This is a genomic window from Tenacibaculum finnmarkense (genome assembly GCF_900239185.1).
Classification (GTDB): Bacteria; Bacteroidota; Bacteroidia; order Flavobacteriales; family Flavobacteriaceae; genus Polaribacter; species Polaribacter finnmarkensis.
Genome location: NZ_OENA01000049.1, coordinates 58280 through 64882, shown reverse-complemented (window position 1 = coordinate 64882; position 6603 = coordinate 58280). Strand labels below are relative to the sequence as shown.

Here is a 6603-nt window from a genome sequence, read left to right as displayed (position 1 = left end):
GTCGAAACTATGAATTATTAATGGAATCTTCCGAAAATATAACCAAATTATCCGCCATAAAACTTTTATTGAATAAAATTTAAACAGGCTCTAATAGTTACACTAAATAATTTAAAAGAGGTCGAAATATCGACCTCTTTTTTTGGTTAAAACATTTATCTTTGAATCATGATTTTAGTTACAGGAGGAACAGGCTTAGTAGGCGCACATTTATTATATCATCTAACTCAAAAAGAGAATAAGGTTCGGGCAATTTATAGAACCGATGAAAAACGAGAACATGTTAAAAAAATATTTTCTTTTTATACTGATGATGTTGCCGATTCTTTTGCTAAAATACAATGGATTCAAGCAGATATTACCGAAACTCCTTCATTAGAATCTGTTTTTAAAGACATTACCCAAGTATATCATTGTGCCGCATTGGTTTCTTTTAATCCGAAAGATTACCAAAAAATGCGTCAAGTAAATATTGAAGGAACCGCAAATATTGTTAATTTTTCTATTGAAAATAAGGTTAAAAAGTTTTGTTTTGTAAGCTCAATTGCTGCCGTTGGCGATGCTATCAACCAAAAAATAATCGATGAAGAAAATGAATGGTCAGATAGCGATACACACAGCGGATATGCCATTACAAAATACGGCGCTGAAATGGAAGTTTGGCGAGGCAGTCAAGAAGGTTTAGAAGTTGTAATTGTAAACCCAGGCGTTATTTTAGGAAGCGGTTTTTGGCAAGAAGGATCTGGTAAATTATTTACCCAAATAAACAATGGTTTTAATTTTTATACCCAAGGAATTACAGGTTTTGTAGGCGTGCAAGATGTGGTAAAAGCCATGCTTTTATTAATGAAATCAGATAATAAAAATATTAAAAACGAGCGTTTTATTTTGGTTTCAGAAAACAAATCGTTTAAAGAAATTTTAGATACAATTGCCGATAACTTACATAAAAAACGCCCTGCAATAAAAGTATCTAAAACCCTAAGCGCATTAGCTTGGCGGGTTAGTTTCTTGGTATCGTTACTAACAAAAAAGAAGCCGTTGCTAACTAAAAATACAGCGCGGGCTTCTCATAATATATCGTACTATTCTTCTTCTAAAATAGAAAAAGCACTAGCCTTTAAATTTGAACTAATTAGTTCGCAAATTGCTAAAATTAGCAAAACGTTTTAATTTTATTTTTCAATCAAATAAGGCTTTCTTTGAGGTGTTTTTTCAAGTCTTTTTTCGGGTCTTTTTTCTATTGATAAATTTTTAGAACCTTTTCTTAACTTTTTATCGAAAGGTATCAACTCTTTTTCGGCTAAAGAATCTTTTATTTTTCTTTTTTCCATATAAAAAGAGGCCAATGAATCTATATTCGACTTTACTATTTTCAGTAAATCGGTATATTCCTCTGGCTTAGAGGTATAATATACGTTACTTTGATTAAAACGAGTGCTGTCAATACTATATTTTTGATAAACATAATACATATAATTTTCATCGCGCTTTAAAAACTTGTTCTTTATATTTTTAGCCGACGATACAATATACATATCAGTTAATAAAGCAACCATAGAATCTTTTGGAATCAGGTTTTTAGGCTTTTCATACATCGTATTACTTGTATTACAAGACGCTAAAATTAAAACACAAACAAGTAGTATCTTATTTTTCATTTTTTAATGATTTTTTAAATAAGCCTTCATTGGTTTTAAACTGATAAAAATTTAAAACAATACATAGTATCATAAAAAATACTATATTTTTAAATAAAGGCATTATTAAATTTTGATCCACCAAAAAAGCGTTATCGCTTAGCGCAAATAAAATAGGTAGTACCACTAAAAATAAAGAAGCTTTAAAGTTCTTAAATAAAATAAACCTTATTTTATTTTTGCGTTTTTCTTCCCAATAAGATAAAAAATCATTGTTCATATTTCTCTTGTTTATCTTTTATAAAAGTTTAAATTCTAAACGTTTTCCTTTGATATTTTCATCAAAAACACCATTTTCATACATTAAATTTCCGTTTACAAAAGTATGGGTAATTTTACTTGAAAATTCAGTTCCTTCAAAAGGAGACCAACCACATTTATATAAAATATTATCTTTCGAAACCGTCCATTTTTGGTTGGTATCTACCAAAACTATATCGGCAAAATAACCTTCTTTTATAAACCCACGTTTTTCTACTCTAAATAATTTCGCAGGGTTATGACACATTTTTTCAACCGCTTTTTCAATTGGTAAAACACCTTCTTTTACTTTTTCAAAAATTGCTGTAACAGCATGCTGTACTAATGGTCCTCCACTTGGCGCTTTGGTGTACACATTGTCTTTTTCTTCTAAAGTATGTGGTGCATGATCGGTAGCAATTACGTCAATTCTATCATCTAATAAAGCCTTCCATAATTCATCTTTATCTGCTTGGGTTTTTACCGCAGGATTCCATTTAATATGTGTTCCTTTTTGGTCATAATCTTTGTCGGTAAACCATAAATGATGCACACAAACTTCGGCAGTAATTTTCTTTTCTTCTAACGGGATATCATTTCTAAAAAGATGCGTTTCTTTTGCTGTTGATAAATGAAAAACATGCAGCCTTGCTCCTGTTTTTTTGGCTAATTCGATGGCTTTTGATGAAGATAAATAACAAGCTTCTTCACTTCTGATAATTGGGTGATATTTTAATGGAATATCATCGCCATATTTAGCCACATATTCTGCTGTATTTTTTCTGATTGTTGCTTCATCTTCACAATGAACCGAAATTAGCATATCGGTAGAAGAGAATATTTTTTCTAAAGTTTCTTCATTATCAACCAACATATTTCCTGTTGATGAACCTAAAAACAACTTAATTCCCGCTACATTTTTAGGATTTGTTTTTAATAATTCGTCTAAATTATCGTTTGTTCCACCAAACATAAACGAATAGTTTGCATACGATGTTTCAGCAGCTCTTTGAAATTTACTTTCTAATAATTCTTGCGTTGTTGCTTGCGGAACCGTGTTTGGCATTTCAATAAACGAGGTAATTCCACCAGCAATAGCGGCTTTACTTTCGGTACCAATATTTGCTTTATGGGTTAAACCTGGTTCACGAAAATGCACTTGGTCATCAATCATCCCAGGAATTAAATACTTCCCTTGAGCATCGATCACTTGAATAGCTGAAGTTGTATTTATTTGAGTTGAAATTTCTTTGATATAATTTCCTTCGATTAAAACATCGCCTTTAAAAACCTTGTTTTCATTAACGATTTTTGCATTTTTAATTAAGTATGATTTCATAGTTGTAGTTGTGTTGTTATTTTGGTAAGCCTTTTAATGTCATTTTTATCACTCCAAATACGGCCTCTTTAATAATTCCAGAACTTAATTTTGAAGTTCCTAAAACTCTATCTGTAAAAATAACCGATACTTCTTTAATGGTAAATTTATGCTTCCATGCTTTAAATTTCATTTCAATTTGAAAAGCATATCCTATAAATTTAATTTTATCAAAGCGAATTGTTTCTAAAACTTTTCGTTTCCAACATACAAAACCTGCAGTGGTATCGTGCACTGGTATTCTGGTAATAAAACGCACATATTTAGAGGCACAATACGATAATAAAACTCGTTTCATTGGCCAATTAACCACGTTTACACCTACTGAATATCGAGATCCGACAGAAACATCAGCTCCATCAATAGCACAGGCATTGTATAATTTAATTAAATCGGCAGGATTGTGTGAAAAATCGGCATCCATTTCAATGATAAAATCATATTTTTTGGCAATTGCCCATTTAAAACCATGAATATAAGCAGTTCCTAATCCATTTTTTCCGGTTCTTTTTTCAATATAAAGCCTGTTCGGATATTCTTTTTGTAAATTCGCTACGATATTAGCAGTGCCATCGGGTGAATTGTCATCAACAACTAAAATATCAAACTCTTTTTCTTGACTAAAAGTTGCTTGTATTATTGCCGCTATGTTTTCTTTTTCGTTATAAGTAGGTATTATAACTAAAGCGTCTGATTTCATGTAATTTTCATCTAAAACTAAGCAAATATACACTAAATTATCACTAATTTTGTGTTAAATTAAAGCATAAAACAAATACGATTGCAAGCAATTGAACGCATTATAACCGACAATAACTGGATTACCTTAGTCATTTTATTTGCTATTATTTTAGTAGCGATAATGAAACTACTTGCGCCTGATAAATTGCGAGATTATACCTTTGCTTTTTTTACTTCGGGGTTTTTCAAAAAAAAAGTAGAAGATAATCCGAGTGTTTTTTCCGTATTTTACATACTCTTATTTTTTTTCGCTACAATAACAATTTCGTTGTTCTTGTTTTTAATGCTACTTCAAAAATATTATTTGCCTACTTTTTTCAACTACACAATAGCGCTCTGTTTTGTGGTTCTGTATTATGTATTAAAATATTCTTTAGAAGCTATTTTGGCTAATATTATTCAATCTAATTATAATACTAAATATTTCTTAGCTACAAAATCAGGTTATTTAAGCAATCTTAGCTTATGGTTATTTCCAGCCATAATTATCTATCAGTATGCGTTTAACTCTCCTTTATTTTTACTTATTTATAGCCTTATCTTATTTATTTTCAGGGCTTTTTTAATCTTTATTAATAACAAAAAAATAGTTATACGTAAGTTCTTTTATTTTATTTTGTACTTTTGCACCCTTGAAATAGCACCCCTACTAATTGTTTATAAAATAACTACTACGTAAAAGAGAAAAACATATGAAAGTGAAAACTATTTTAGTCTCTCAACCTGCTCCCAAAACGGAAACTTCTCCTTATTTTGATTTAGCAGAAAAACAAAAAGTAAAAATTGATTTTCGATCTTTTATTCATGTTGAGGGTATCGACGGAAAAGACGTTAGAACTCAAAAAATTGATTTAAAAAACTATACTGCAATTATTTTAACAAGCAGAAATGCTGTTGATCATTTTTTTAGAATTGCCGAAGAAATGCGTTTTACAGTTCCTGACTCAATGAAGTATTTTTGTCAATCAGAAGCAGTTGCTTTTTATTTACAAAAATATGTTGTGTACAGAAAACGTAAAATCTATGTTGGTAGCAGAACTTTTCCTGATCTAATTAAATTGATAAAAAAACACAAAGACGAGAAATTTTTATTACCATCTTCGGATAAATTAAAACCATTAATCCCTGCTGAATTAGACAAACTAGGAGTTAATTGGAAACGTGCTAACTTATATAAAACAGTTGTTAGTGATTTATCTGACCTACAAAGTGTTTTTTATGATGTTTTAGTATTCTTTAGTCCTTCAGGAATTGATAGTTTATTCCAAAACTTTCCTAATTTTAAACAGAACGAAACAAAAATAGCCGTTTTTGGAAACTCAACCGTTAAAGCTGTTGAAGATAGAGGCTTGCGCGTAGATGTTGCTGCACCAACACCTGAAACACCTTCAATGACTATGGCTTTAGACAAATATATAAAAGGTATTAATAAAAAATAACAATACTTTTTAGCCTATAAAAAAACCATCAAAAATTATTTTGATGGTTTTTTTATGCTTTAAATAAAAGGCATAAAAAACCCACTCAAAATTGAGTGGGAAAAATTGCTATGAAAAAGAAAAAGTAGTGGTTTTAAAACCACTAGGCAAATACACATAACTAAATACTTGAAAACAAATGTTTTATGATATTTTTTTTCACACAACCAATTATCGCTAGTCTTTTATCGTATTTAATTTTAAATAAATAGGCTATTAAAGCCTGTTTAAATTTCATCTAAAAAAAATATCAGTCATAAAAAAAGCAACCCAAATAGGGCTGCTTTTATATATATAATACTAAAAGTAATTTATTCTACATTAAAAGTAATAGGTAATGTGTACCCTACTCTTACTGCTCTACCTCTTTGTCTACCTGGTTTCATTTTAGGTATTTTTTTAGCTACACGAATAGCCTCTTTTTTTAACCTTGGGTGAGGAGCTCTTGCGTTTACACTAGTAATAGAACCATCTTTGTCAATTTTAAATTGAACATAAATACGTTTCTTTCCTGGCGCTAAACCTAACTCATTTGCTAATTCAGCATCAAAATTACGTTGTACGTGTTTCTGTAATTTTTTATTTAAACAGGCTTTCTTTTCTGCTTTCGATCCTGTACAACCTGGGAAAATTGGCACTTCTTCAATAATAGAAAATGGTACATCTTCTACCACTTCTTCTTCTTCTTCTACTTCTTCAATATCTTCTACCTCAACAGCTTCAGATTCATCAGTTTCAGTTGACTCAATAACAGTTTCTTCTACTTCCTTCTCATCTTCAACAACTTCAATTTTATCTGGAGCTGGTGGTGGTGGTGTGTTTTGTTTTGGTTTTGGTGGCTCAATGGTTAATTCAATTGTTTCTTCTTCAATTTCAGACGCCATTTCAACACCTTCTAAAACGCCATATGTTTTATCATATGTTTTATTTTCAATTGCAACATATGTTACAAATAAAGCTAAAACCAAACCTAGCTGCATAAACAGTTTACTATAATTCTCTAAATTTGACTTTGGATTCTTCTTAATTTCCATCCTAAATGTTTTTTAATAGTTCGCTAATTTAA

Annotated in this window: 7 protein-coding genes; 3 read left to right on the top strand and 4 right to left on the bottom strand. The window is 30.2% G+C overall.

From position 1 onward, the window contains the following. The first annotated feature begins 168 nt into the window (after positions 1-168). The gene (locus AQ1689_RS05770; protein WP_101955480.1) at positions 169-1173 is read left to right on the top strand and encodes an NAD-dependent epimerase/dehydratase family protein; all 1005 of its coding nucleotides are present in this window, start codon (positions 169-171) and stop codon (positions 1171-1173) included. A gap of 2 nt (positions 1174-1175) precedes the next feature. On the opposite strand, the gene AQ1689_RS05765 is transcribed toward AQ1689_RS05770, so the two are convergent. The 3 genes from AQ1689_RS05765 to AQ1689_RS05755 form a co-directional block, all read right to left on the bottom strand. Continuing rightward, on the bottom strand, positions 1176-1661 hold the full coding sequence (locus AQ1689_RS05765) for a DUF4296 domain-containing protein (protein WP_101914448.1): 486 nt from the start codon (positions 1659-1661) through the stop codon (positions 1176-1178). Between the two features lie 277 nt (positions 1662-1938). Further along, positions 1939-3279, bottom strand: coding sequence for a dihydroorotase (locus AQ1689_RS05760; protein ID WP_101955478.1), 1341 nt, complete (start codon positions 3277-3279; stop codon positions 1939-1941). A 16-nt stretch (positions 3280-3295) separates the two neighbouring features. After that, a complete protein-coding gene (locus AQ1689_RS05755) occupies positions 3296-4018 on the bottom strand; it encodes a polyprenol monophosphomannose synthase (RefSeq protein ID WP_058884107.1) in 723 nt (240 codons plus the stop codon). Between the two features lie 81 nt (positions 4019-4099). Here AQ1689_RS05755 and AQ1689_RS13440 point away from each other — a divergent pair, with 81 nt between their 5' ends. After that, positions 4100-4738: a DUF4271 domain-containing protein gene (locus AQ1689_RS13440; RefSeq protein WP_101914445.1), complete on the top strand. Its 639-nt coding sequence runs from the start codon at positions 4100-4102 to the stop codon at positions 4736-4738. A gap of 13 nt (positions 4739-4751) precedes the next feature. Next, positions 4752-5498: a uroporphyrinogen-III synthase gene (locus tag AQ1689_RS05745; RefSeq protein ID WP_101914444.1), complete on the top strand. Its 747-nt coding sequence runs from the start codon at positions 4752-4754 to the stop codon at positions 5496-5498. A gap of 350 nt (positions 5499-5848) precedes the next feature. Here the strand turns inward: AQ1689_RS05745 and AQ1689_RS05740 are convergent, their stop codons facing one another. Beyond that, positions 5849-6571, bottom strand: a complete 723-nt coding sequence (locus AQ1689_RS05740; RefSeq protein ID WP_101955477.1) for an energy transducer TonB — start codon at positions 6569-6571, stop codon at positions 5849-5851. Positions 6572-6603 lie beyond the last annotated feature (32 nt).